Origin of the sequence: Methanolobus bombayensis, assembly GCF_017873415.1 — an archaeon.
Lineage (GTDB): Archaea > Halobacteriota > Methanosarcinia > Methanosarcinales > Methanosarcinaceae > Methanolobus > Methanolobus bombayensis.
The window spans coordinates 14,789-41,117 of the sequence record NZ_JAGGKD010000018.1 but is presented as its reverse complement, the minus strand read 5'-3'; the positions used below and the strand labels follow the sequence as shown (position 1 = coordinate 41,117).

The window sequence follows — 26,329 nt, the reverse complement described above, 5'->3', positions numbered from 1 at the left end:
AATTAAAAGAAGTCAAATTCAAGATGTTAGTGCATAACCTTGACAGGTATGTCAAGGTTATACTTTTTGTCAAAATAAGGATTTCTACAAAGCCACTTTTCAGCTAACTTTTCACCTATTTCATCCATCTCAACAAGTGAAGCTTTTTGTTCACGGGCATAGTTCACTGTTATTTTGTCTGCTTCGATCTCTTCAGGAAGGTTTCTTGTAATTAGATCTAGTTCAGCTTTTTTGGAAAGAAAATTATCCCTTTTTTCTTCCAATTTTTGAGAATCTGTAAGTTCAGATTGAGATATTTGAGATCTGTAATAAGCTATATCTTCTTTACAAGAAATAAGGTCGGAATCGAGATTCTTTATTTCTAAACGATGTTTTTTTAAATTGCTCTTGGCTTTTTTACTGATACTTTTTAAACCATTTATCTGTTCTAACAATGCAGAGTTTAAATTACCTGGAGGAAGAAAACCAAGCAATTTATTAAGTGTCTCAATTCTTTCAGGTGATAATTCTACACCACAAATACACTTATCACCTTTTAATATTGATTCAACTGCTTGAGTATTAAGACCACGTGGAACATCAAAAGTATCAATCATTTCCTGACAATCATCCAAAATATTACTGGAAGCTAAAACAAAGCCGTAAGTATTAAATTCACTTCCAAATGCTTCAACCTCTTTTTGTAACTGTTTTTCTATCTTTTTTAAATTTTTTTGAGATTCGACGCGCTTATTTTCAAACTCTTTAGTTTCAGAATGTTTTTTCAATTCAAAACTAATACGATCTAATTCGACCTCACATGCTTCCAATTCATTGTTTGCTTCTTCAAAGCGATGTTCTTTATGCTCAATCTCATTTTCTAAAGATTCTATCTGATTAGAGAGAATTTCAAGTTTACGACCACCTGTTTTTCTGGTAACAGATTTCAATTTTGTATTGATTTTTTTCTCAACTTCCTTGATAATTTCTAGGAAATATTCTAGTTTCTCCTGGTTGGTGACATCAAAAATAACACCTTTTACACCTTCAACTGACCGCTCATCTGAAGAACTAAGCTTTTGCATTCTTTCCCCATCAAAAATGATACCATTTAATACTTTGAGAGGAATTGCATCATTCAGTATTTTTTCAATATATTTTTGATCCATTATAGGTGGATCAGTTTCCCCATTTTCCTTCTTAATAAATAGCTCGGATTCTACCCTTCTCTTAAGAGAAGAATAACCGTTTACTTTTTCAAAATATTCTTTTTTCTTTAAAGTGTAAGTTTTCCCTTCATGACTAAAAACAACTTTAACCCAACAGTCGTCACAACATTCTTCAATGTTTTTTTCTAAGTTACGATAGATCTCAGAATTTAAAGAATAAGGAGTATCTTCTTTGTTTTGAAGAGTTGAAAAATCAAAATCATATAAAACCCACGAAAAAGCGAACAATAGTTCTGTTTTACCGCCACCATTTTCAGCAACAATTAAGTTTATTGAACGGTTATCTCCATTTTTTTCATAAAACTTCAGAGAACCTTCCATAAAACAACGATATTGATAAAATTCAATCGATTCAAATATCATTCTGAATACTCCTCATCTATCATTTTGGATATTCTTGAAACAATAGAGTTTTTATCTCCATCGCTATTCTTTAAAAACACTTCAAATCGGATTCGTCTATATAGTTCAATTTCGTTTGGTTTAAAACTTAATTCTTCTAAAACATCATCAACAATACTCATGGATGAGATCCTCCATCTCGTTTTCAGAAATAGTATCTAGAGATAAATCAAGAGAATAATTGTCTTTAATAAACTTTGAAACATTAACTGAATTTTCTGAACAATTTTCTGCAAGCCTATTATATTCGTTAACCCTGTACATTTCATTTTGAATCAAAGTGTGAGCAGAATTCAAATCTCCATAATTTTGCGATGGCAAAACAATCATATCATAGATATGAGCAAATTGTTTACCTGTTTCTTTACAAACACGAAGAACACGACCTCTTCTTTGTACAGTTTGCCGTAATAATCGATCACTTGACATAATATAGATTTTATCAAGTTGGGGAACATCTATTCCTTCATCAAAGCATTTAATCGCAACTAGAACATCATAAAAACCCTGCTTGAATTTTTCTAAAACGATATGGCGATTTTCAGTATTACTAGTGTAAGTTGAAACAATATAATCTTCATTTCCAAAGGCTTTAGTAACAACATCTATCAAACTTTGATCTGTGTCTCCATATTTTCCTTGACCACAATAAACAACAGAGTTCGAAAAGTCGTAATCGTTAGAAGAAATCATTTCTTTCAATTTGATTGTTTTATGTTCTGCTTTTTTTATTATTAAACTGCGTTCCCTTAAGGCTATCTTCAATGCTTCTTTATCAATTGGTTCCAAATTTTGAAGGACAGCTATTCTTTTGCTATAGTCAGTGTATCTGGAAAATTCATCATCTTCAAGAAAAGTAAAAATTGGATAATAATAATAACGTGATAAGAACCCAGCATTAATGGCATCTTCAATAGTGTATTTGAAAGGTGTTTGATCTTCTGATAAGAAATAGTTCAATATTGACATTGACTCTATTTCATCATGTTTTTCAGGTGTCGCACTTAATCCTAACCTATAAGTTGCATTAGAAGGCATCTTTTGAAGTTGATTTGTACTCAAATTATGGGCTTCATCAACTATAATGAACAAATTATCTATGTTCTTCATTTTTGCAGCAAGTTTCGAAAAAAAACTATCATAAACAGCAACATAAATTATGTTAGAAACTTCCCCTTCTATATAGTCTAATAGATTTTGATTGAAGATATATTCCCAATCAGAAGGAGATCTTGGACCTCCTATTATTTGAATGTCCGAAAAACCAGCATTTTCCAATTCAACTATCCATTGTTCTTGTAAGTCAATAAGTGGAACTAAAATTACGGTAAAAGAATTGAGCACATTTTCGACTAATTCCTTAAGAGCATGAACTGAAGTGAACGTTTTACCTGTACCTGTAGCCATTTCATAAAAATGTCTGTAATTGTTAGATTTGAATTCTTCAATAGCATTTGATTGAAAAGGATATAATTTCTTGGAGCTTGATGAAGCGATATTTTCATCCGATTCTTTAGAATATTCTTCACGCAATTTATGATACATCTCATTTGAAAGAGTCTCAAATTCAGCATCGTTTGAAGGAGCACTTTTAATTAGACCTTCCTTAAATGCATCCGAAACATCATAGACAGTTACTCTATCCCTTTCATTGTCCCACAATTTTTGGAAACTAATTATGTCTGGTTCTAAATGTCTCGTAAAATCATCAATCCAACTGCAAAATACATGAAATGATTCGTGGTTATGCAGCCAACCATTTATAGTTTCATTATCAGAGCCATTAAATAGAACTATATTTTCATTGGCGTCTTCAAAAATACCTATTTTTTGGTGTTCTAAACCGTTATTCATTTTTGCAATCTTGATTTCCAACCTCTCGTTTTTTAAAAGCCATGCAAGCAGCCTTAAATGGCCTTTCTTTAATGCATCGTCCATGGTTTCGAGCTCAAAAAGGATTTCTTGTTCTTTCTGTAGAATCGCTCTTTTAATAGTATCTTGATCATCCTCAGACAAAACAACATTTGCAATTAATTGTATACTCCCACCATTACTTACAAAATCAGAAATTCCTCTGGCAGCTATTGCAAGTGAATTCGAAGAAAAATACCCAGCTATTCTTTTATATAGAACTGACTCGGATAATGCGGGTATGTAAAATTCCTTCAATAATGAATCAGATTCAGAGTCATATTGCCCTTTGAAATTAAAATCATCGAGACTCATTGTAAATATATTAATATACTTCAGGCATAAAACTGTTGTGCTTATGTAGCGCATATCACCAATTACAATGCTTCATCACATACCAAATCCTAATATACACTCCCAAACAATTTACAGCTCAGGAGAATCTTATCATGAAAGTATCCATTATTGGTTCAGGCTATGTCGGGTCTGTCTCAGCGGCTTGTTTTGCAGAACTCGGACATGAAGTCATCTGCATTGACATTGATGAAGAGAAAGTAAAACAGATCAATGCGGGCATTGCGCCTATCTGGGAAGAGGGACTGGATGAACTGCTGGCAAAGTACAGCCAGAAGACACTCATTGCGACCTCGGATTATGATTATGCTGTGGAGAACTCCGATGCTTCATTTATCTGCGTGGGGACACCATCAGGAGAGGATGGGAGTATTGACCTCTCAATAGTCAAGGCTGCAAGTGCCAGCCTTGGGAAGGCTATTGCAAAGAAAGATCACTATCATGTAGTGGTTGTAAAGAGCACAGTCGTGCCTGAAACAACCGAGAAGGTCGTACTTCCGATAGTAGAAGAATACTCCGGCAAAAGGGCAGGAAAGGACTTTGGAATTGTCATGAACCCGGAGTTCCTCCGGGAAGGCAAGGCTGTCTACGATTTCATGCACCCTGATAAGATCGTGGTTGGTGCGATAGATGAGAGGTCCTCTTTTGTTGTATCAGAACTCTATCGCAAGCTGGACTGCGAGATCACACGCACCAATCCAAGGACAGCAGAGATGATCAAATACGTCAACAACTCATTTTTGGCAACCAAGATATCCTTTGCCAACGAGGTTGGAAACATCTGCAAGCAGCTTGGTATCGACACATACGAGGTCATGGATGCCGTGGGAACAGACTTCAGAATAGAGCGTCAGTTCCTCAATTGCGGTGCAGGATTTGGTGGCTCATGCTTCCCAAAGGACGTGAAGGCACTCATAGGAAAAGCGAACCAGATAGGATACGCACCTGACCTCCTCCAGTCCGTTGTTGATGTGAATAACAGGCAGCCCCTGAAAATGATCGAACTGCTTCAGGAAAAGATTGGCGACCTTAGGAACAAGAGAATAACCGTACTTGGTCTTGCCTTCAAGAACGACACCGATGATATCAGGGAATCAAGATCCATTCCAGTTATCGATAAACTGCTGGAACTTGGAGCTGATATCGCTGCATATGACCCGATGGCTGAAGAGGGCATGAAGAAACTCTTCCACGATGTAACATACTGCAAGAGCGCATCCGAAGCCTTGACAGAAGCCGACGGCTGCCTCGTAATGACTGAATGGAACGAGTTCAGGAACCTTGACAAAGAGTTTGATCTCATGGCAAACCGTGTGGTGATCGATGGAAGGAAGCTTATCAATCCGATAAAACTCAGCGTCGAGATCGATTACGAAGGCATCTGCTGGTAAGCAGATATTATCTCTTTTTTCAAAAGATAAACAGCGGCATTTCTCTGAACCTTTATTTTCCTAAAAGTTATCCTTAGTTATACCCAACAAGAGAAAATAATACGTTGATGAGATTAATTCTGAATATATAACTCTTCAATTATCCGAGCTAAATAGAAGATTTTTAATACTCTAAGTAAAAATGACAGGTCTGTTGGTGCAGACCATGAAAAACGATAAGCAGGTAAAAGACGATATCAACGGCAGGTTACACTCTCTTGACCAGACCATAAGAAGTGTGGAAAAACGACTGCGAGCAGTGGAGCGCAGATTATCTTTAGACGTGCCCGTGGAAGATTCCATCCCGGAGTACGAGACTAATTTTGAGGAAGCACTTGAGAGCACAATGACTGAAATTATCTCAATACGTGCCGAGATGAATAATCTCATCATGAATAACTCCCAGAATCATGAATATGACATCATATTGCAGGGAATCAACTCTGAGATCGCGGGCCTTAATTCGCAGATCATGAAACTGCAGGATGAGAACAATAAACTCTCTGAGCAGGTCATGACAAAAGATGCAAACGGAAGCGAGGAAATCCAGAATCTCTCCGTAGATATCAGGAATGAGATCTCACAACTGAACATGCGTCTGGAAAAGGCTGAGAACCACAACCGCATCAATATAGGTTCTGTGAAGGTACCTGTTGAACTCTCAGGAGTTGCGGGAGCCGCAATCCTTGCACTCACCGGATTCCTCATAATGAATGGGCAGTGGAATATCATAAGATCGGCTTATTTCTCATTCAGCATCGCTCTTGTGTTTGCTGTTGCGGTGCTCATGAAGTTCTATATGGTCAACAGCAAAACAGCATGAAGATACAACAAACGTATCAAGAATAGAATTCTAAAACAGAATAAAGAATGAGAAAACCAGATAGATTTTCTCACACTTTTTTTACTTTCAGGAAATAATCGTTACTATAATCAAGATAGCCATCCTGCATAACCTTGACAGAAAGGTAACCTTCGGTCTTTCCCCGTGGGAGTGATACATTCAGTAACCTATACTCAAACTCACCGTCAGCATCTGTAATTCCACCTGCAACTTTTTCTCTTGATGGACCCCACACAATGACATTAGCATCGCCTACCGGCCTTCCGTCATTGTCAAAGACATTGATTGTGAGATAGGGAGAATCTCCTGTGCCGTTTGTGAGGTTAAAGCTACTGCAATTGGAAGATGCAAACATCGTATCGGGAACGAATGGGGTGCTTGTTACAGCCGAGAGAATAGTATAGATACCTATCATACCGATGATTGTGAGAACAACAATTCTTATTGGAAGGCCCACAGATGCAGATTCATTATCAAACATAAGAATCAAAAAAATAAAAAGATGCCAGGATCATGAAGTCCTGACTACCATTACAGCATCTGCTTTCTCGAAATCATAGAAACCATCTGCGGAGATGGTAAGGTCCATGCTTCCTTCGTTCTGATTAGAACCAAGAGTTATCTGGGCTCCAGCCGGGGAAGCTGTGGTAAGAGTACAATTTCCATAATCATCGGTTGTACCTGTTGCCACACCACCAAGTCCTCGGAGTACAACATTGGCTGCCCGAACTGGATAACCATCAGGATCTGCGACTGAAATAACCACATCTACTGTGAAAGGAGAATTTGCAATTGTGGAATCAACAATAACAGTGTTTCCCGCAGTAGTACCTGTACTTTGTTCACCTGATTCTACAATATTCACTGACATATTCTTAGTTGGAGGAGGAATAATAGCTACAAGCGCCGCAAGGGCAACCATACCAACCACCAACATGACGACTATATTGATAGGAAGCTCAATGGCCCTATCATCATCAAACAGTTTTTCAATCTTTGGCAAAAAATCACCGAATGCTAACAAAAGAACATTAGATATAAATTTATTGTTTTGTTTCTGATTTTTATGTAGTGCTTAGAATAATTAAAAGTAGCAAAGACAAATTGATATAAAATCATCAGTCATTATAATATACAATTAGAATTTATAAGTAATTATAAGTAACTATAATTAGATATAAGTACATATAACGAGGAAGAAAAATGGCAACCACAACAACAATACCAACCACTAAAACGATAAGAGACAGACTGAAAACATATGGAAGAAAAGGAGAAACGTATAGCGATATACTTTCACGCTTAATGGATGCTGTAGACAGAGATGAATTCATGGACCGTATGTACCAGCGTCTTGAAGAAAAAGAACAGTTTGTATCCCTTGACGATCTTTAATAGTGGATACAAATGCTATACAAAGTGAACGTGCACCAGCACGCCAGTAAATTCCTTAATTCACAAAATGCTGAAACGAAAAGCAGGCTTATTGAAGGACTTAAGAAATTACAGAACGAACCTTTAAGCCACGATGTGAAAAAACTGAAAGGCACAAAAGGAAGACAGGATCTTTACCGTCTGCGTATTGGAGATTACAGAGCTATTTTTGCAATTGAGGAGAATGTTGTTTACGTACTTGAAATAATTCCAAGAGGTTATGGGTACAAATGGCTTTAATTTGCTTCCAAAAAATATCAGACATAATAAGAATTACAATCTAATTTGGTGCTGTCCTTCATAAATAGAAAAGGTTATAATGTAATTGCCATCTAGATTCATTAATGAGCATAAAGTTCTCGTTAGTCAATTTTAACACAACTGAATCATCAGACAAAAATGTCATTCATGATACAAAAGAAGGCAACGAGATAATAAACGATAAAATAAGATTGTTGGAAATTTTAATAGTCGTTATAGGGTTAGTTTTACTGCTTCAAGCAACCTACCACTAAACACTACAACTTCAGTATACAGCATACTCACTGTTACATTTTTTGCAATAGCTGCATTCACAATTGGTATTTTATTATTAGAAAAAAGAACGTCTAAGAAAAGTACATATGACAATTATGCAATTCTGACATTTCTATTTCCCTACATTATTGTATCCTACTTGATATTAAAAAATTATATGTTTTCCGATGGAAGTATCAATTTAGAATGCTTAGATGTAATTCTCTTTGTTGCAATGTGTTTGTTAGCTTCTGCAATAAACACCGGATTATCAATGGTATTTGTAGAAGCATTCCAAAAACAACTTGATCACAATATTGTACAAGCGATAATCAGCAAAATCGTGAAAATGTTTGTAATCTATATTATATTCTTTAGTTTTTTCTATGCAATTCTTCCATTATTAGATTATGATAGCTTTGGATTCGCTATTGAAATTAATCAAACATTAATCAATCCATGAACAATCCCACATCGTTACATTCATGTACCAAAACCATTCTTTAATTCTCACATGAAGAAGATCGTTATCATCGATTACGGACTTGGCAACCTCAGAAGTGTTCGCAAGGGGCTGGAACACGCGGGAGCCAACGTGATCATTTCAAGTGACCCTGAAGAGATAAAAAGTGCAGATGGAGTAATCCTTCCGGGTGTCGGTGCTTTCAGGGATGCAATGAAGAATGTGGAAGTTCTCAGAAGTACCATCAATGAGTATGTAACATCAGGAAAGCCAATGCTCGGAATCTGCCTTGGCCAGCAGATGATGCTGACCACATCAGAGGAAGGAGGGGTCACAGAAGGTCTTGACCTTGTAAAAGGGCAGGTATTAAGGTTCCCACACTCCGAGCTCAAAGTTCCTCACATGGGATGGAACTCAATCAAAATCGCACAGCAACATCCTATTTTTGATGGAATACCAGAAGGCTCATTTGTTTATTTTGTACACTCATACTACGTTGACACATCAAATAAAAACACGCTTATTTCATGCGAATACGGAACAGAATTTGCAGCCGCCATTGTCAATGATGCAGGCAATGTTATCGGAACCCAGTTCCACCCTGAGAAAAGCGGTGATACAGGCCTTAAAATACTGAAGAACTTTGTAACTATGTGCTGAAGGGATGAGAATATGGACATTGAAGGCTACGCAAAACGAGGGCTCAATAACAACGACCCGAATCTTGAAGATAAGCTGACTGCCAGAATAATGGAAGTCAAGAAAACAAATCCCGAACATGCACGCAAACTTGCACAGGCAACCATCACCGAAGCAAAAGCAACCCTTGTACTGAAAGGTGATGTACTCGAACCCACCGTATCCGGTGTTACAATGGGAGAATTCGGAGTTGGTTCCAGGGGTCTCGGAGATTTTTACACCCATGAAAAGATAGCCGAAGTTATCGGAAAAACAAAAGCAGTGGTTGACACCACACACCTTGATGATTCCGGAGTAGTGAGATCCGATGGAGGAGAATATGTTATCCTCACCGTAGACGGCATGCATTCCAGACTTAGCGATTATTCATTCCTTGCAGGATTCCACGTTGCAAGGGCAGCACTACGTGATGTCTATGTCATGGGCGCAAGACCTGTGGCAATGCTTTCCGACATACACGTAGCAGATGACGGAGATGTTGGCAAGGTCTTTGACCACATTGCAGGTATCACAGCAGTGGCCGATCTATCAAATATCCCACTCATTACAGGCAGCACATTAAGAATAGGTGGCGACATGGTCATCGGTGAACGTATGACAGGAGGAGTCGGTGCTGTTGGTGTTTCAACAGACCTTACATCACGTGAGCAGACACAGGTAGGCGACGTCATCCTCATGACAGAAGGAGCAGGTGGCGGAACAATATCCACAACTGCACTCTACTATGAGATGCATGACATCGTTGACGAGACAATCAACATAAAGTTCCTGGAGGCATGCGATAAACTACTGGATTCAGGCCTTGTGAAACATATCCATGCAATGACAGATGTCACAAATGGTGGAATCCGCGGGGATGCAAAAGAGATTTCCAGAACAGCAGGTGTCAAGCTAATTTTTGAAGAAAAGGAAATGAGAAAACTTGTCAACCCTAAGGTTCTTGAAATGCTTGAGTCACTGGAAATAGACTACCTTGGAGTTTCCCTGGATGCTTTGCTAATCATTGCACCTGAAGAGTACGCTGAAGACATCATGAAGACCATCAGAAGCGCAGACGTGGATATTTCAATTATTGGAAAAGTCGTTGAAGGAACCGGTGCAGAAGTCATAATTGACGGAGAAGCAAGGGATTTCACACCACGCTTCAGGGAATCAGCATACACACCTATCAAAAAGATGATAGGTGATGAGAATCCACGTGACTTCGAGGAAATGAAAAAAGCCATTGATACAGCAGCTCTCAATGCAATTGAGAAGAAACGCCGCGTTGTTGAAATGGTAAAAAGAAAGTAGAAAGGATTTCCTTTCTACCTAAAATTTAAAACTCAAAATTCCAAATTCTATTTTTGATCTTGCTCATCATCTGTCTGATTTTCAGACTCAGATTCATCTTTTAATTTCTCAACCACAAGTACAACACCATCTTTTTCAAGAATCGTTACCTTGTCATCTTTTTCAATAATATCAGATGAGCGTGCTTTCCAGTGTTGTCCCCTGTGGAGAACATATCCATTCTGGCCGTTTTCAATTGGTTCAAGTGCAACAGCCATATCACCAATAAGCTCACCGAACAACGGTTTTTTTCTTCTTACCTCAAATACTTTGTAAATGATGAACACAAAGAAAAGTCCGATTATTATTGTCGGTGCCGCCACGGATATTATCAGTGTACGCTGGAATTCCGCTGGAGTATAATTATTTGGGAAATCGGTCGGAACCAGCAATATGCTGCCTGCAATTATGCATACAAGACCCGCTATCCCGAAGATTCCAAAACCAGGAGCCTGGAATTCAAGCACCAGCAGTATCACACCGGCAATAACCAGAAACAGTGCACCGATATCAACATCAAAACCTGTTCCAATAAGTCCCAGAGCAATAGCGATAACGCCAAAGAGTTCAGCACCAAAACCGGGATTTGAGATTCCGAGTATGATGGCATAAACTCCAAGTAGCAGAAGCATCGAGGAAACTATCGGGTTAGATATTATACCCATGAAAGCCAGCCTCAGAGATGGTTCATAGTATGTGATATCCGCACCAGCAGTATCAAGAACCTTGTCCTTTACTTCAGCACCATCAAGCTGTGACATAAGATCAGCAATATCCGACGCAACATACTCAATAACCCCATACTCAAGAGCAGTATCGGCATCAAGGTTCAGGTTCTTTGTTATAAATTCCTCAGCCGCCGTCTCGTTACGACCATGCATTTTTGCATTCTCCGTCGCTCTCTTGACAATGGCATTGATGATCTTGTCTTCTTCTACCGGCTCACTACCGCTTGCAGTTACAGTAACAGGTTGTGCCGAACCTATAATGGTAAAAGGTGCCATTGCAGCAACATCGGTACTGATGAGAATTAAAGTACCTGCTGACCATGCTTTTGTTCCTTCGGGGTAGACGTACCCAATTACCGGGACATCAGTTGAAGCTATCTGCTCCATAATTGAAAGCGTTTCATCAAGATTCCCACCGGGAGTATTGAGAGTGATGACAAGAGCCTCATAGTCGTCATTTTCTGCAAAAGCGATGGCATCAGATACAATATCATCTGTCACCGGAGTTATGGAATCTGAGATATCCACCACCAGAACTTTCTGATTTTCTGCGGCACATACCTGACCGGTGAACAGGGTCATAAACAAAATAAAAAATAGAAAAATGCCCAGGTATGACCTGAACTTGTGTTTCATATTCCCTCCGCTTATTCCTTGTTTGTAAAGGCCCTTGACATTGCTGCTATATCTGCAACATCACCTGAGTTGGATACAACGATCATGTTCTTCTCCCGTGCAATTTCAGCGTAGGTCTGTAATTCCCTGAGCTTGATGGCAACAGGAACTTCTGCGTACATGCGTGCAGCATCTTTCATTTTTGTAGCAGCAATAAACTCACCGTCTGCAAGAATGATACGTGAGCGCTTTTCACGTTCTGCCTCTGCCTGCTTTGCAATTGCACGGAGCATTGTATCATCAATACTTACATCCCGCAGAGTGACACCAGTAACCTTGATACCCCACGGATCAGTGGAAATATCAAGCTGCTCTTGGATGTTCCTGTTGACATTTTCCCTGTCAGAAAGTACATCATCCAGTTCAAGCTGACCTATAACATCCCTGAGCGTTGTCTGTGAAAGCATTGCGGTTGCGTACTTGAAATTCTCAACCTCGTTGACTGCCTTTGTAGGATCAATGACCTGATAATATACAACAGCATCAACTGCCACTGTAACATTGTCCTTTGTGATCACTGCCTGTTTCGGGACATCAATGGCAACCACACGCAGGTCAATCTTTACAACCGTATCGATTATCGGGATAATCAGGAACAAACCAGGGCCTTTAACACCACTTAACCTACCCAGGCGGAAGATAACCACGCGCTCATATTCATTAACGATCTTGATAGCCTTGGACAATATAATAACTGCCACTACTGCTAACGGAAGAATAAAATCTATCAAAGCCATATTTTACCACTCTCCTGAAGAAGAAACGAGGAACTTATAAGAGATATAAGAAGCTACTTATTAAAAATATACCGGTGGAAATATAGCGCAAAATCTGTGTTTGAAAACAAGGAAAAAAAGTATAGAAGGCTGGGTCTGAATTCTTGTTTGAGGGGATGTACACGAAAGCATGAAAGCATTGTTATTATTGAAATAACACTTCAGACCCAACAAATAATAGAACTCATTTATTGTTTATTAATGTGATTGATTTTGATGTTAATAATTTCAAACTAACATTCAAAAAACGACATGCTGCGCAGAATATATAAATAGCCATTATAAATATTTCTCTTTTTTATTACTCCAGAGAACAAGCAAAGACATAAATCCAATATATACTATCTAAGACTAGATACAATGAGCGAGAAATGTGAAGAATGCAACGGGAAAGGCTACAGTGTAACAGGAACTGCCAAATGTCCCGAATGCAAAGGGACTGGAAAATCAAAGTCCATAGACCTGATGAAACTTTCAGAGAAGGATATGGCAAATTTCTTGAAAAATGGATCCTCATGCAACAATTGTGGGGGAACAGGAGAAATAGAAGAGAAGGAAAAATGTACCGCATGCTCCGGCAAAGGCGTATTTTTCAAATGTAAAGTTTGCGGAACTTCAATGGATAGTCTTTATGAAGGAGACGAAGTATGCCAGTCATGTGCTAAAAAACAGGTAGTTTACAAGCTGGATAATTCATGCACCCTTGATGAGCTTGAAGTTGGAAAGATGTATCATGCAAAGGTAAGGAATATTGCTGATTTCGGCGTTTTCGTTGATCTCAATTCAAATCTCAGAGGCCTTGTACACTCTAGTAATATGAAGGGACCTATGGAAGTTGGAGAAGCTGTTATTGTTAGCTTGAAGGAGATCAAACCAAGAGGAAAAATGGACCTTGTTCCACGCAAGCTAAAGGAATACCAGACTGTTGAACTTGAAAAGAAACTACCTGTCAAACTTGCCAGTGAGATTCCTCAGATGGTAGGTAAGAAAGTAAAAGTACAGGGTGAGGTCATTCAGGTCAAACAAACAGCAGGACCTACAATATTTACCATAGCCGATGAAACGGGGCAGATATCGGGAGCGGCCTTTGAGAGTGCAGGTGAAAGAGCTTATCCTGAAATAGAAGCAGATATGATAGTTGCAGCCACCGGAGAGATAAGTTCCCGTGGTGACAGCTTCCAGCTTGAAATACAAAGTCTTAAAAGAATGACCGGACCACAGGAAGCTGAGATTCTCCAGCGCATTGAAGCTGCAATTGACAGCAGGGCAGAACCATATGAGATTGAATATATGGTCGAGAGCGAGGTACTTGAAAAGCTCAGACCCGCAATGAAAAAAGTTGCAAAGGAAATAAGAAAAGCAATAATCAAATCCACGCCCATACTACTGCGCCACCATGCCGATGCTGATGGAATGACTGCGGCACTGGCAATTGAGAAGGCAATTATTCCACTTATAAATGAAGTAAATGGGCAGGATGGTGAATATCATTTCTACAGACGTGCACCTTCAAAGGCACCATTCTACGAAGTAACCGATGTTGTCCGAGATATCAGTTTTGCCCTGGAGGACGCAGCCAGACACGGTCAGAAGATGCCTCTTGTGGTGAGTGTTGATAACGGTTCAACCCTGGAAGATGTCCCTGCGATGAAACAGGCAAAGGTCTATGGTATCCAGATGATCGTGGTTGACCACCACCATCCTGATGAGGAAGTTGACGATTATCTTATAGCCCACGTGAACCCTGCACATGTTGGCGGAGACTTCGGTATGACAGCAGGTATGTTGTGTACCGAGGTCGCGCGTATGATCAATGTAAATGTGGAGAAAGAGATAGATCATCTGCCTGCCGTGGCTGCAGTGGGTGACCGTTCAGAAGCAGAAGAAGCAAAGATGTACATTGACATGGTCTCTGACAGATACTCCCTCCAGGACCTCAAAGATATGGCACTGGCTCTTGATTTTCAGGCATACTGGCTTAAATTCAACAACGGAAAAGGTATCATCGATGATATTCTGGACTTTGGTGACCATAAAGTGCATAAGAACCTCGTGAACCTGCTCTGCGAACAGGCTAACGAGATGATCGATGAGCAGATAGATGTCTGTATGTCCCATGTAAAAGCACAGGACCTTCCTAACGGTGCAATTCTGAACGTGCTTGATGTTGAGAACTATGCTCACAAGTTCACATTCCCGCCACCCGGAAAGACATCAGGAGAGGTTCATGACAAACTCTGCAAGAAATATGAAGGCAAACCTGTCATAACAATAGGATATGGACCGGACTTTGCAGTCATACGTTCAAAGGGCGTCCTCATGAATATACCCAAGATGGTAAGGGAGCTTTATGAAGAAGTAAAAGGCGGAGGAGTTAACGGCGGAGGACACCTTGTCGTGGGAAGTATCAAATTTGTTGAAGGAATGCGTACGGAAGTGCTTTCCAAACTTGTTGAGAAAATAGGATCTGTAGGAGTTGAATAACTCCTACTAAAAAACAATTTTTAAAATTAGAATCAGTCTACACGTGTGATGCGCACAAGTGAATGCACAGGTACCTCTGAGAGAGTTTCAGAACCTGTCTTATCTACAAGCACAGCAATTCCCACAGGTTTTGCACCGGAACTGCGCAGATGGGTTACAACATCATTCATTGTGTTACCAGTTGTAATTACATCATCCACAATGATGCATTTCTTTCCCTTTATACCTGCAAAATTTCTGCTGAAAGCCCCACTTGGCCTTGATTCATCACCCTGTTCATTGTAAGCATGATACACTGAAAGTTCAGTGTTGAGTTCTTCTGCTATGAAGCTTGCAAGGGGAACACCACTCAGACCAATTCCTACCACCAGGTCAATATCACTTTCTGTTGCCTCTACTGTGTCAAGAACCATATCACACATAGCAATTCCTACATGGCGCATTCTGAATGCACTTTTTCCTATACTGCTCCAGTTGACAGAGATATCTTTTGGTGCAGATGAGACCTCTTCCTTCTTTGCACGGGTCAGAAGCCATGTGACAGTTTCCCGGGAAACGTTGAGCTCATCAGCTATTTGCCTTGTAACAAAACCTTTAGCCTGCAATTCAAGGGCTTTTTGGATCAATTTATCAATATTCTTCATATGAATCCCGTATTTTAATGTTTTAACTTATATGTAATATATCAAACAGAGATGTTATATTTTTCTTTTGCGCCTTTTCTTCAAAGGAGAACCACAAACAGGACAGACATCACCACTATCAAATTTCCTTCGGCAGCCTGTACACTGTTTTTCCCATACCAGAACATCCTTTATCTTTTTCTGGGCGACTGGCTTTACTTGCAGCCCCAGGACCTTTGCAACATTCTGGACTGCATAATCGTCGGTCAAAAGCACAGAATTTTCTTTATATTCAAGAGCCTTTGCCAGGATATCAATATCAGTTGAAGATAATTCTTCACAGTCTTTTGTCTTATTGGCAACCTTCATAACTTTTTCACGGAAAATAACATCCGGCATTTCCACCCTGGCACCATTCTCCCGGGCAAGATCAAAACGCATGGCTGCCTCATTGCTTTTAAGTTCATTAACAACCGAGGGAATAGTTATGATACGATAAGGTTCTATTCCACTTCCCATGATAAAAACTGCAGAATCTGCGATGTAGTATTCCATATGATTTCAGATACTTTCTGAAGATAGATAATTCTTTGTTATACAGACCTGTATTTGTTATACAACTAAATATATACTTGAAAATACATATAAATACAAGAGGAACATTCCATGGCAAGAATATCCAGTGGTATCAGTGATCTTGACAAGAGATTACAAGGAGGTTTCCCCGAGGGAGAATGTATACTCATAACAGGGAAACCAGGTACAGGAAAAACCATATTTGGCATACAGTTCCTGTATAGTGCATGCCTCGAAGGTAAAAAATGTATAATGATAGCAACAGAGGAAACTCCGGAAAAGATAGTAGAGCATGGAAAAGCTCTTGGCTTTGATCTGGAGCCTTACACTGAAAGTAACCAGCTCACCATGATACGTTTTTTTGAAATGCGAGTCATGAACATGGAAGAAGGTGCAGACAGTTTTACATGTATGAATATTGACACATTGAACAATCTTACACACATAATTAATGATGAAGTAGATGTTATTGTCCTTGACAATATGGGAACTTTCTCTATCGGAGTGGATCTTAAGACATTCAAAGAAGAACTTGAAGTACTTTCATTCTTGCTTTCTGCACAAAAAAGAACATCACTTATCATAATGGATGCAGCAGCACATGAATTTACACATAATATTGCGGAATATTCCACCTATGGAACCATCAGACTGATGTTCAAGGAAAACCCATACACAGGTAAAATGGAAAGATTCATGTTCATACCAAAAATGAGAGGTACAAAAATTACTCTGGAACTGATAAATTATGATATTACAGAAGACGGAATAAAACTATTCTCTCCAAAGACAAACAGATAGACTGCAAACAGATAAAAAACACACATTGAATACTGAAACTGTAAGTGATTCATAGCAATCTTGCCTGCTTCAGCAAAAATGTGGTGTAATTTATGAAAAGAATATCTACCGGAATCCCTGATGTCGACAAAAGAATATAGGGAGGATTTGTGGAAGGAGAAACAGTCTTATTAACCGGAGAGCCTGGCACAGGTAAAACATTGTTTGCCATACATTTTCTTTATAAAGCCTGCATGGACGGGAAAAAATGTGCGATGCTGGCAACTGAAGAAAACCCTGAGAAGATAATATTTCATGGAAAAACAATTGGTCGGGATATTGAACCTTTTGTGGAAAACAAGCAGCTTACAATGGTGAGAGTGCTTGAAAGAAGAATAGAAGGTATTGATGATAAATACGCAAATATTACAACAAATTCCACGGATCCGCGTAAAATAAAATTCCTGATTCCGGAAGATACAGAAATAATTGTCTTTGACAATATTGGTACATTTTCAATTGGCCAGGATCTAAAAGATTTCAGGGATCAAATTGACACTCTTGTATACATATTCTCGCAATCAAAGTGGACAGGCCTAATAGTAATGGATAAAACTGCACATGAACTTACTCACAGGATAGCCGAATACTCAACTTACGGAACAATCCATTTGATGATAAAAGAAAATCCCTATACGGGTAAAATGGAAAGATACCTATACATACCAAAGATGAGAGACACGGAAATTTCTCTGGATATTGTGAATTACAATATAAGCAAAGAAGGTATCAGGCTACTAACTCCTAAGACCAATAGATAAATATGATTGAGAACATTCTCAATTAAAGACTGGCAGGGCTGGTAAAAATGGATATTTCAAAAGCAAAAGACGTCATAATTGAGTTCATCAGGGATAAAACAATTGAATCCGGAGTTAAAGGTGCTGTTGTAGGTCTTAGCGGAGGAATTGATTCCGCACTTACAGCCTATCTGACGGTTGAAGCCCTGGGAAAGGAAAATGTCCTTGGCATACATATGCCGGAACTTAACCTTACACCTGCCGAAGACGTACTTGATGCCACTGAGGTTGCATCAAGACTTGGAATCGAGTTTAAAACCGTTGACATATCAGGTATAATCTCAGGATACATGGATTCAATACCTGAAAGTTCAGAATCTGACTCACACGCCAATGGCAACCTGAAAGCCAGGATACGAATGTCAGTCCTTTATTATTATGCTAACTACATGTCCAGAATGGTCATGGGAACCGGAAACAAAACAGAGATACTGCTGGGATACTTCACTAAATACGGTGATGGTGGAGTTGATCTTGAACCAATAGGTGACCTTTACAAAACAGAGGTCAGGGAAATGTCCGTTCTTATGGACATTCCTGAAGAGATCATTAGCAAAGCCCCTTCTGCAAGGCTCTGGGCCGACCAGACAGACGAAGATGAGCTTGGTATTACCTATGAACTGGTTGACAGGTTCCTTGCACTTTTACTTGAAGGTGAAACCCCACAGGTTGCACAGAACACACTTGGTATGACTCCATCTCAGAGGGATTCCGTCCTGAAAAGAATAAACGTCAACCTGCACAAACAGAAAGCTCCTCCGATAGCAGATCTCAAATCAATAAGATAAATATAAGTTTAATCATCTGCCAGGATATATTGGCAGATCGTCATTTTCAAATCGAAGAAGTTGTTTTGCAAGATGGCGCCTTGCGCATGGTGGAACTTCATAGAATCCTGGCAAAACATCTCTTTTAAGTTCTTTGTTTTCAGTAAATTCAGACCTTGTACCGCATTTTTTGCATCTGTAACCCTGTCCGGAACCTGCAGATTTCATCCTTTTACCACATGAAGGACACAGAGGATTGCGGATTTCATATGCCTTTACCAGCTCCAATAATTTTATCTTTTCAATGTTCAGGGTATTTTCAGTAACACTGCCATAGACCACTATTCGGTCACCAGGGATCAACTTGCGTACAAGTTCCCTGAAATTCTTTGTAGGCTCAAATGCCGCACAATCGATAAGATTACCTGCAGAGTCCTTCAGAGAGAATATAGTATGGCCTCCTCTAATGGTTGCAGGTTCTGAAAAAACCTCACCTTCCAGAATATAGGAATGCATCTCCTTTATCTCACTAATTCCTGAAACATGAATGAGATGCATATCTGTACCCTGATTAGTACGATAGATGCACATACGTTCCACGGGTTCGGAAATTACAAAAGAAGCCGCCTTTTCCACAGAAGAAATATCTTTTCCCCTTATTCCGTAAAGCACGGGATCACCTGAATGAGGAACACAGACTGTTATGTTATTCACATGGTCAACGGTATCCCATGTATCGGGGTATGTCTGCCTGTCGGCTTCAAAAAGAGAAAGCTCTTCAACTTCACGCTTTGTGCCCCATACTTCTTTTTCCCTATAAGCAAGATACTCATATGTGTGATCCCAATCAGGATCAAGCATAGCTCCACATGCAGAAAGAGCACCTATCAGACCACGACCATTCTTGAAAGCCCGGAACTTAAGATCAAGTTCAGATGAAAGTTCCTTTGCTTCATCTATTGTTATGACATCTTTAACTGCACGTCTGAAAAAAGAACTTAGCTTGTTCTTTACATTACCAAACTGCTCCTCAATCACAAAAACAACACCTGGATTCGTATTTTCTCCATCAAGACACGCCATGGAAGCAACTGTGTCTATCACCAGATCAATGACTTTTTGAGAATCCCTGCATTCCAGAAAAAGTGCCACTGATGCATTCCCCCGGGTCTTGTAAGGAATAGTAGGATTCAGACGCACAAGTATTGGTTCTGATATGACCTGTACAAAAGAGGAAAGATCATCCCTTAAAAGAGCACACAGATACGTTGTGCACATGCCTTCCCTGGAATCCGTATCATCAATCCCGATGATAAGTTTGGTGTGTTCACTGCTCATTTGACCAATTGCAAATATAATTGATTGGTTTTAAATTATTCCTCTTGAAAGGAATAATCGCACTTATTACTCAATAACAGGTAGAAGAACATGTATTTCTGTCCCATTTCCTAGCTCACTGACTGCACGGATAGACCCACCGTGTGCCTCTACAACACTTTTACAAAGGTATAGTCCAAGACCATTTCCACCATGACGGCGTGTCAGGGAACCGTCTGCCTGATAGAATCTTTTAAAGATGTGAGGCATTTCCTCCTCTGAAATTCCTATACCTGTATCCCTGACGATAACATGTATATTCTTTTTCTCCCGGAATACCTCAATTGTCACCGAACCTTCCGGTGGAGTGAATTTGAATGCATTTTCAAGTATATGTGAAAAAACCTGTTCCATATAGGTTGTGTTTCCACAAATGAAAGGCAAAGGTGAAGAATATTCCTTTTTCAGCTCAGGGATATCCCCGTCCTTATGAGAAAAAATCTTATCGACCACCTTGTCAATTACATAAACAATATCAATGGAATCAAGGTGATACTGCATATTACCTGTGCGGATATTCTGCATATAGAGTAAGGAATCGATCAGTTTATGCAATCTTTCGGCATTTTGCAGAATTACGCTTACACCTTTTTTCTGTTCATCACACATAGAACCCAGATGACCTTCAAAAAGAAGCTCACTGTATCCTTTTATAGGAATAAGTGGTGTTTTAAGTTCATGAGTGATGTTTGCCATGAACTCATCTTTCATGCGATCCAGGGATTCTAATTCTTTGTTATTGTCCTCAAGCTCTCTTGCATATGACTTTATCTTTTCTTCATCCTTTCTTCTTTGCAGAAGCTTCCATGTACCTTCCATGAGAAGTGTCATTTGCCTGATATCAGAACTGTCATAATCACCATTTTTGTTACCTACGCCTGCTATCATAACTATTTCTTCAGAGTCGGATATTGGTATACAAAGATAATTACGGACCTTCACATGACCGGATGGAAAACCTTGGTTAACAGGAGAATCTTCAGGATAGTTATTAGATATGACCGGCTTTCTTTGCTTCATTACCATTGACCAGAGATGATTTTCATCAATATCAAAATCTATATTTACAGGAGTAACTTTGAAGCCATCTTCTGATTTTATGGATCTGCCATACATAGTGAATTCTTCTTCAGCTTCATTCACAAAACCAACATAACCAACTTCACTTTCAGTAAGTTCGACTGCTTTCTCAAGTGAAAAGTCAAGAATTTCCTCTTTAGTGGAACCTGATAGCTGGTTGAGCTTCAAAAGAGCCTCAAGTCTTGATTCGTCAAGAAGAAGAGCTTTTTCTGCATTTTTTACATCTGTAACATCCTCACCTGAGATGAGAATCCCACTAAATTCATTGTGTTTATCCGTAAAAGAAACAGCATTCCATAGAATTAATTTTCTGGAACCATCCGCACATATTATAGGTACCTCAAGATCGGTGACAGAATCAATTTCACCGGACAGGAATTGGTCCCAGTAAGATCGAATATCATATATAGAGCTATCAGAAAAAAGGAGATGAAGCCACTTATCACCTGATATTTGTTCTTCTTCATAGCCTGTTAATTCAAGAATTTTTTTATTGACGCAGGAAACATTACCTTTTATGTCCAGAAAAAGAACGATCATTGGAAGAATATCCATTATTTTATAGGACTTTTTCTTTTCATCCTCAACAGCAATGCTCATTGTCCTGGAATGACCTGCAAATGTGGAAATGACAATTCCAAACAAAAGAAAGATGAGTATCACTGAAAAACGCATGTATATTTCGTGCGTAGAAACATTCCAAAGAAGATAGCTTGTAAAAGAATTGCCTGAGATGAAAATATAATCTATCAAGGCATCAATAAACCAGTAAAAAGAACCAAAGACTAATGAGAGCAAAATTATGATCCTGGTATCGAAGAAAAATTTATTGAATTCAGACATCAGAAATACCCTCAAATGATAATTATGCAAAGTATATTTCTGATTCCATATTTTTCCACTCTACTGGCAAATGTAACAACTATGCTAGAAAAGTAACTTTGTTGTATATACACATTAAAATATGTGCATCAGATAAATAATTTTCTCATGAAATATTATTAGGATAATTTATCAAAGATTGGAGTATTATCCGGGAATTACAGACATAAGATATATTTATATAGATGTGCAAACAATGCCTATTTAGCCATGACAAAAGAGATCCTTATACATCAGATAATTGATGTATTACAGCAGGCAGGCTTCATTGTATCAAAGAGATGCAATATTCGACCACGAAGCTTTGATCTTGCAGCAAGGAAAAGTGAAACACTCCTTTTTTGTAAAGTTCTTTTTAACATAGACGGGCTCAATGAAGAGACCGCAAGGGAGATGAAAAGCCTTGCACGGTATCTTGGTGGAACTGCAATACTTATTGGCGCAAAGACCAGGGACCAGATGCTTGAGGACAGCGTAGTCTATATGCGCTATGATATTCCGGCAGTCAATGTACAGACACTTTATGATTATTTTGTCGAGGACATACCTCCGCTTGTGTCAGCAGCTCCCGGAGGACTTTATGTATCAATTGATGGAGATGTACTAAAAGAAGCACGCAAGAGAACATCAATGTCACTTGGGGCCCTTGCCACTGAACTCGGCGTTTCCAGAAGGACCATCAGTAAATATGAAGAGGGAGGAATGGATGCTTCCATCGATATCGTGCTTCATCTCGAAGAACTGCTTGATGTTGCCCTTGCAAAATCCATAGATATATTGCATTGTTTTGAAAAAAGAACCAGTATCGATATTCCAGCAGAGAATACCTCTGAACCGCAACCTGATGATGGAATACTAGGAATGCTTCATACACTTGGATATCAGGTTGTTTCCACAAGTCAGGCACCTTTTAAGGCGATCTCGAAAGATATATCCGATACTCTTCTAACAGGTGTCAGTACATACAGCAGTGCAATGATAAAGCGCGCAGACCTCATGAGCAGTATCTCCTGTGTTACAAGGACAAAATCTGTTTTCATAATTAACGGACAGATAAAGTCAGAAACTGTGGAGAATACCGTACTTATAGAGAAGACCGAACTTGACAAGCTATCGGGAACAGAAGAACTTGCAGAACTTATTGATGAAAGGACAAAAAAACATAATATAAATACCTGAAATCGCTATTTAAAAGAAAAAGATATTATTTTCCGGCAGTTATTGATAAATCCAAAACCCTAATATACAGAAATCACTTTTAGAACTAACAATGACTACCAACATTGCAGTACTTGTTTCAGGAAGAGGATCGAATCTACAATCTATTATAGATAATATCGAAAGCGGATACATAAAGGAAGCAAAAATATCCGTTGTGATAAGCGATGTTGGTGATGCATATGCACTTGAACGTGCACGCAACCATGGAATTACCGACGTTTTCATAGACCCCTCAGATTATTCAGGTAAACAGGAATATGAAAAAGAAATAATGCAAGTTCTGGAAGACAACGATGTTGATTTAATATTACTTGCAGGTTATATGCGTCTGGTTGGAAAGGACCTGATTGCAGCATATAGTAACAGAATTATCAATATCCACCCTGCACTTCTTCCTTCTTTTAAAGGACTTCATGCTCAACAACAGGCTTTTGACTACGGTGTAAAGGTAAGTGGCTGCACCGTACATTTTGTTGATGAAGGAATGGACACCGGACCAATAATTATCCAGAATTGTGTCCCTGTTCTAGAAGGAGATACCGCCGATGACCTTGCAGGTCGTATACTTGAACAGGAACACAAGATATTCCCTGAAGCTGTAAGATTATTTGTTGAGGGTAAACTTAAAGTGGAAGGTCGAATTGTAGTACACACTTAAATTGATTCATATAAATTCCATAACATCCTGCTGTGCAGGAATCCAACTACTATCGATATCGAATTTAATGGTTGATAACAATGTCTTATGTCTCAGAAATTGACCCGGAGATTGCAGAAGCCTTGAGGCTTGAAGCAAACCGTCAGGATTACAAGCTGAACCTGATAGCATCAGAGAACTATACAAGTCGTGCAGTAATGGAAGCACAGGGCTCTGTAATGACAAACAAATACGCAGAAGGATACTCAGGAAAACGCTACTACGGTGGCTGCGAATTTGTAGATATTGCAGAAGACCTTGCCATTGAAAGGGCAAAAGCAATCTTTGGTGCTGAACACGTAAACGTCCAGCCGCATTCAGGTTCCGGTGCTAACATGGCATGTTATTTCTCAGTTATCAAACCTGGAGACACCATCATGTCAATGGACCTCACACACGGAGGTCACCTGTCACACGGAAGTCCTGTGAACTTTGCTGGACAGCTCTATAATATAGTACCATACGGTGTTGACAAGGAAACTGAAGCCCTTGACTATGATGCACTCATGACAATGGCAAAGGAAAACAAGCCACAAATGATAGTCTGCGGTGCTTCAGCGTACTCAAGAACCCTTGATTTCAAGGCATTCAGGGATATTGCTGATGAAGTAGGAGCATACCTGCTTGCAGATATTGCACACATTGCAGGTCTTGTAGCTGGAGGCGCACATCCAAGTCCTGTGCCTTATGCTGATTTTGTAACAACCACAACCCACAAGACCCTAAGAGGTCCAAGGGGTGGAATGGTAATGTGCAAGGAAGAGTACGCAAAGGACCTTAACAGGTCAGTGTTCCCTGGAATCCAGGGTGGTCCACTCATGCACGTCATCGCAGCAAAGGCTGTTGCATTCAAGGAAGCAATGGGAGAGCAGTTCAAGGCAGACCAGATCCAGACTGTTAAGAACGCAGATGTCCTTGCAAAGGAACTTCAGGCAAGGGACTTTGATATTGTTTCCGGCGGAACTGACAACCACGTAATGCTTCTTAACCTCAACAAGTTCGACATCACAGGAAAGGATGCCGAAGCAGGAATGAGCAAGGCAGGAATTGTCCTTAACAAGAACACCATTCCATTCGAGACCAGAAGCCCATTCATTACAAGCGGAATCAGAATTGGCACACCTGCAGCAGCAACAAGAGGAATGAAGGAAGACCAGATGAAGGAAATAGCAGGATACATTGCAGAGGTCATCAACAACCTTGACAATGATTCGGTCCTTAATGGTGTTAACTCCGATGTTGAGCAGCTGTGCAGCGGATTCCCGGTTTACAAGTAAATCAAAAACGCAGGTCCTGTATAGAAAATCAACAGGTGTTTGCATAATGGCAGAAGAGAACTACGATTCCAGAAAGATTGATGGCAGAAGCCTTTCAAGGAAAGTGGAAGAACAGGTTAAGCAGGGAATTGACAAGCTCAAAGCAGAGAAGGGAATCACACCCGGACTTGCAACCATACTTGTCGGTGAGGACCCTGCTTCAAAGATGTATGTCCGCCTTAAACACAAAGCATGTGACAGGGTTGGAATACACGCAGAGGACCACAATATGCCTGAGTCCACCACACAGGAAGAACTCATGCTGCGTATTCAGGAATTGAACAATAGGCAGGACATACACGGAATTCTCCTCCAGTTGCCTCTTCCAGAACACCTTGATGATAAATCAGCAATGATTGCAATCGACCCTGCAAAGGATGCAGATGGGTTCCACCCATACAACATGGGTAAACTCCTCATCGGCGATGAAGGACTTGTGCCATGTACTCCAAAAGGAGTTATCAGGGCACTGGAAGAGTATGATGTGGAAATCCAGGGAAAACATGCAGTTATTGTAGGACATAGCAATGTTGTTGGAAAACCCATGGCTGCAATGCTTATCAACAGGAATGCAACTGTTTCTGTTTGCCACGTCTTTACTGATGACCTGACAAAGTTTACACTTGATGCAGACATCCTTGTAGTTGGGACCGGTGTGATGCACCTTATTAAAGCAGATATGGTAAAAGAAGGTGCAGTGATCTTTGACGTGGGAATCACCGAGAAAGAAGGCAAGGTTTACGGTGATGTTGATTTCGATAATGTAGTGAAGAAAGCTTCACTTATAACCCCCGTTCCAGGAGGCGTTGGTCCGATGACCATTGCAATTCTCATGGAACATGTGCTTATGGCAGCTTCAAACAGCTGATAAGCACACTTATATTTTATTAATTG

The 26,329-nt window shown here is 39.6% G+C and carries 25 protein-coding genes and 1 pseudogene; 16 read left to right on the top strand and 10 right to left on the bottom strand.

Features of this window, described 5'->3' with window-relative positions:
* Positions 1-107, top strand: a pseudogene (locus J2746_RS13235) (IS5 family transposase); the annotation flags it as partial.
* 1,460 nt (positions 108-1,567) lie between these two features.
* On the opposite strand, the gene J2746_RS13230 reads toward J2746_RS13235, so the two are convergent.
* Positions 1,568-1,732: a hypothetical protein gene (locus J2746_RS13230; RefSeq protein WP_209621987.1), complete on the bottom strand. Its 165-nt coding sequence runs from the start codon at positions 1,730-1,732 to the stop codon at positions 1,568-1,570.
* Entirely contained in the window at positions 1,719-3,836 is a 2,118-nt protein-coding gene (locus tag J2746_RS13225; RefSeq protein WP_209621984.1) for a DEAD/DEAH box helicase family protein, read from the bottom strand. Before J2746_RS13225 ends, J2746_RS13230 begins: the two co-directional genes overlap by 14 nt.
* A 134-nt stretch (positions 3,837-3,970) precedes the next feature.
* Here J2746_RS13225 and J2746_RS13220 point away from each other — a divergent pair, with 134 nt between their 5' ends.
* Positions 3,971-5,266: a UDP-glucose dehydrogenase family protein gene (locus J2746_RS13220; protein ID WP_209621981.1), complete on the top strand. Its 1,296-nt coding sequence runs from the start codon at positions 3,971-3,973 to the stop codon at positions 5,264-5,266.
* A gap of 205 nt (positions 5,267-5,471) precedes the next feature.
* Positions 5,472-6,128 (top strand): hypothetical protein, encoded by a 657-nt coding sequence (locus J2746_RS13215; RefSeq protein WP_209621978.1) that lies wholly within the window; start codon positions 5,472-5,474, stop codon positions 6,126-6,128.
* Between the two features lie 70 nt (positions 6,129-6,198).
* Here J2746_RS13215 and J2746_RS13210 read toward each other — a convergent pair whose 3' ends face one another.
* The gene (locus J2746_RS13210) at positions 6,199-6,630 is read right to left on the bottom strand and encodes a carboxypeptidase-like regulatory domain-containing protein (protein WP_209621975.1); all 432 of its coding nucleotides are present in this window, start codon (positions 6,628-6,630) and stop codon (positions 6,199-6,201) included.
* A 30-nt stretch (positions 6,631-6,660) separates the two neighbouring features.
* Positions 6,661-7,152, bottom strand: coding sequence for a carboxypeptidase regulatory-like domain-containing protein (locus J2746_RS13205; RefSeq protein WP_245250172.1), 492 nt, complete (start codon positions 7,150-7,152; stop codon positions 6,661-6,663).
* A gap of 200 nt (positions 7,153-7,352) precedes the next feature.
* On the opposite strand from J2746_RS13205, the gene J2746_RS13200 reads away from it, so the two are divergent.
* From J2746_RS13200 to J2746_RS13180, 5 genes are all read left to right on the top strand, one after another.
* The gene (locus J2746_RS13200; RefSeq protein ID WP_209621972.1) at positions 7,353-7,544 is read left to right on the top strand and encodes a hypothetical protein; all 192 of its coding nucleotides are present in this window, start codon (positions 7,353-7,355) and stop codon (positions 7,542-7,544) included.
* A 12-nt stretch (positions 7,545-7,556) separates the two neighbouring features.
* Positions 7,557-7,823 (top strand): type II toxin-antitoxin system RelE family toxin, encoded by a 267-nt coding sequence (locus J2746_RS13195; RefSeq protein WP_209621969.1) that lies wholly within the window; start codon positions 7,557-7,559, stop codon positions 7,821-7,823.
* Between the two features lie 454 nt (positions 7,824-8,277).
* A complete protein-coding gene (locus tag J2746_RS13190) occupies positions 8,278-8,562 on the top strand; it encodes a hypothetical protein (RefSeq protein WP_209621965.1) in 285 nt (94 codons plus the stop codon).
* A gap of 51 nt (positions 8,563-8,613) precedes the next feature.
* On the top strand, positions 8,614-9,222 hold the full coding sequence (gene hisH / locus J2746_RS13185; protein ID WP_209621962.1) for an imidazole glycerol phosphate synthase subunit HisH: 609 nt from the start codon (positions 8,614-8,616) through the stop codon (positions 9,220-9,222).
* Positions 9,223-9,234: 12 nt separating this feature from the next.
* Entirely contained in the window at positions 9,235-10,554 is a 1,320-nt protein-coding gene (locus J2746_RS13180; RefSeq protein ID WP_209621959.1) for an AIR synthase-related protein, read from the top strand.
* A 47-nt stretch (positions 10,555-10,601) separates the two neighbouring features.
* On the opposite strand, the gene J2746_RS13175 is transcribed toward J2746_RS13180, so the two are convergent.
* Together J2746_RS13175 and J2746_RS13170 are read right to left on the bottom strand one after the other, a co-directional pair.
* Positions 10,602-11,957, bottom strand: a complete 1,356-nt coding sequence (locus J2746_RS13175) for an NfeD family protein (protein WP_209621956.1) — start codon at positions 11,955-11,957, stop codon at positions 10,602-10,604.
* 11 nt (positions 11,958-11,968) lie between these two features.
* On the bottom strand, positions 11,969-12,733 hold the full coding sequence (locus J2746_RS13170; protein ID WP_209621952.1) for a slipin family protein: 765 nt from the start codon (positions 12,731-12,733) through the stop codon (positions 11,969-11,971).
* 399 nt (positions 12,734-13,132) lie between these two features.
* Here J2746_RS13170 and J2746_RS13165 point away from each other — a divergent pair, with 399 nt between their 5' ends.
* Positions 13,133-15,256: a DHH family phosphoesterase gene (locus J2746_RS13165; RefSeq protein ID WP_209621949.1), complete on the top strand. Its 2,124-nt coding sequence runs from the start codon at positions 13,133-13,135 to the stop codon at positions 15,254-15,256.
* Positions 15,257-15,288: 32 nt separating this feature from the next.
* On the opposite strand, the gene J2746_RS13160 is transcribed toward J2746_RS13165, so the two are convergent.
* Positions 15,289-15,900, bottom strand: a complete 612-nt coding sequence (locus J2746_RS13160; RefSeq protein WP_209621947.1) for an orotate phosphoribosyltransferase-like protein — start codon at positions 15,898-15,900, stop codon at positions 15,289-15,291.
* A 54-nt stretch (positions 15,901-15,954) separates the two neighbouring features.
* On the bottom strand, positions 15,955-16,434 hold the full coding sequence (locus J2746_RS13155) for an NOB1 family endonuclease (protein WP_209621944.1): 480 nt from the start codon (positions 16,432-16,434) through the stop codon (positions 15,955-15,957).
* Positions 16,435-16,545: 111 nt separating this feature from the next.
* Between J2746_RS13155 and J2746_RS13150 the strand changes: the two genes are divergently transcribed.
* The 3 genes from J2746_RS13150 (at position 16,546) to J2746_RS13140 (ending at position 18,883) form a co-directional block, all read left to right on the top strand.
* Complete coding sequence (locus tag J2746_RS13150; RefSeq protein ID WP_209621942.1) at positions 16,546-17,256, top strand: RAD55 family ATPase; 711 nt, start codon at positions 16,546-16,548, stop codon at positions 17,254-17,256.
* Positions 17,257-17,405: 149 nt separating this feature from the next.
* Entirely contained in the window at positions 17,406-18,056 is a 651-nt protein-coding gene (locus J2746_RS13145) for an ATPase domain-containing protein (protein ID WP_209621939.1), read from the top strand.
* Between the two features lie 47 nt (positions 18,057-18,103).
* Entirely contained in the window at positions 18,104-18,883 is a 780-nt protein-coding gene (locus J2746_RS13140) for an NAD+ synthase (protein WP_209621935.1), read from the top strand.
* A gap of 12 nt (positions 18,884-18,895) precedes the next feature.
* On the opposite strand, the gene J2746_RS13135 is transcribed toward J2746_RS13140, so the two are convergent.
* Positions 18,896-20,200: a tRNA(Ile)(2)-agmatinylcytidine synthase gene (locus J2746_RS13135; protein ID WP_209621931.1), complete on the bottom strand. Its 1,305-nt coding sequence runs from the start codon at positions 20,198-20,200 to the stop codon at positions 18,896-18,898.
* Positions 20,201-20,266: 66 nt separating this feature from the next.
* A complete protein-coding gene (locus J2746_RS13130) occupies positions 20,267-22,162 on the bottom strand; it encodes a sensor histidine kinase (RefSeq protein ID WP_209621928.1) in 1,896 nt (631 codons plus the stop codon).
* A gap of 249 nt (positions 22,163-22,411) precedes the next feature.
* On the opposite strand from J2746_RS13130, the gene J2746_RS13125 reads away from it, so the two are divergent.
* The 4 genes from J2746_RS13125 (at position 22,412) to J2746_RS13110 (ending at position 26,303) form a co-directional block, all read left to right on the top strand.
* Entirely contained in the window at positions 22,412-23,380 is a 969-nt protein-coding gene (locus J2746_RS13125; RefSeq protein WP_209621925.1) for a transcriptional regulator, read from the top strand.
* A 91-nt stretch (positions 23,381-23,471) separates the two neighbouring features.
* Entirely contained in the window at positions 23,472-24,080 is a 609-nt protein-coding gene (gene purN / locus J2746_RS13120) for a phosphoribosylglycinamide formyltransferase (RefSeq protein WP_209621922.1), read from the top strand.
* A gap of 80 nt (positions 24,081-24,160) precedes the next feature.
* The gene (gene glyA / locus J2746_RS13115; protein WP_209621920.1) at positions 24,161-25,396 is read left to right on the top strand and encodes a serine hydroxymethyltransferase; all 1,236 of its coding nucleotides are present in this window, start codon (positions 24,161-24,163) and stop codon (positions 25,394-25,396) included.
* A gap of 46 nt (positions 25,397-25,442) precedes the next feature.
* Positions 25,443-26,303, top strand: coding sequence for a bifunctional methylenetetrahydrofolate dehydrogenase/methenyltetrahydrofolate cyclohydrolase (locus J2746_RS13110; protein ID WP_209621918.1), 861 nt, complete (start codon positions 25,443-25,445; stop codon positions 26,301-26,303).
* Positions 26,304-26,329: the final 26 nt, after the last annotated feature.